The sequence below is a fragment of the Rhizobium sp. RHZ02 genome, assembly GCF_014851575.1.
GTDB lineage: Bacteria > Pseudomonadota > Alphaproteobacteria > Rhizobiales > Rhizobiaceae > Rhizobium > Rhizobium altiplani.
The window spans coordinates 1-602 of the sequence record NZ_JACUZX010000087.1 but is presented as its reverse complement, the minus strand read 5'-3'; the positions used below and the strand labels follow the sequence as shown (position 1 = coordinate 602).

Genomic DNA, 602 nt, shown 5'->3' with positions numbered 1-602 from the left:
AGGAGCTGGGGGCTGAAGCTGCGCGAGCGGTTGGGCTTCAAACGCACTGCGGTGGCGGTCGCCCGGAAGCTTGCGGTTATCATGCACAGCATGCTCAGGACAGGAGAAGTGTTCAACGCCTCGGCTGGCGCCGCCGCTTAAGCGACAGCCAGCCTTCCTCCCTCAGCGCGTCAAACCTGATTTGAGGCACTGAGCGTCCGTGCTGCGGACGTAGGTTGGATCATTCCGTATCGCTCGCTGCAACGTAATAGAAGATTGCGCCGTTCACATAAGGAAGATCCTACCTGCGAATACCCATCATGCGGCGACATTTGTCGACCGCGAAGACAACCCTGCTCCCAGCACTGGACAGCTCTGAAGGACATGGCCGCTGAGGGCCGAACCGACAATTCGGATTGCGCCGCGTTGCCTTCCTTCAGCCCGGTAAGGATGCCGCATGCTCAACCCCTCTTGACGGACGGAATGCGATTATACAACCGTGCGGTGATCGAGGTAGAAGAAGCCCTTTGGCTTGCCGTCGCGCACCATGTAACCGCTGTCGGGATCGGTGCGCGACACCTTGGTTTCCTTCACCTGCGGCTCGCGCTCCTTTTCCTTCAAGG

1 pseudogene is annotated in these 602 nt (G+C 59.5%); it reads left to right on the top strand.

Going from position 1 to position 602, the window contains the following annotated elements:
• Nucleotides 1–141: pseudogene (locus tag IB244_RS31620) on the top strand (IS110 family transposase); the annotation flags it as partial.
• Between the last annotated feature and the right edge of the window lie 461 nt (nt 142–602).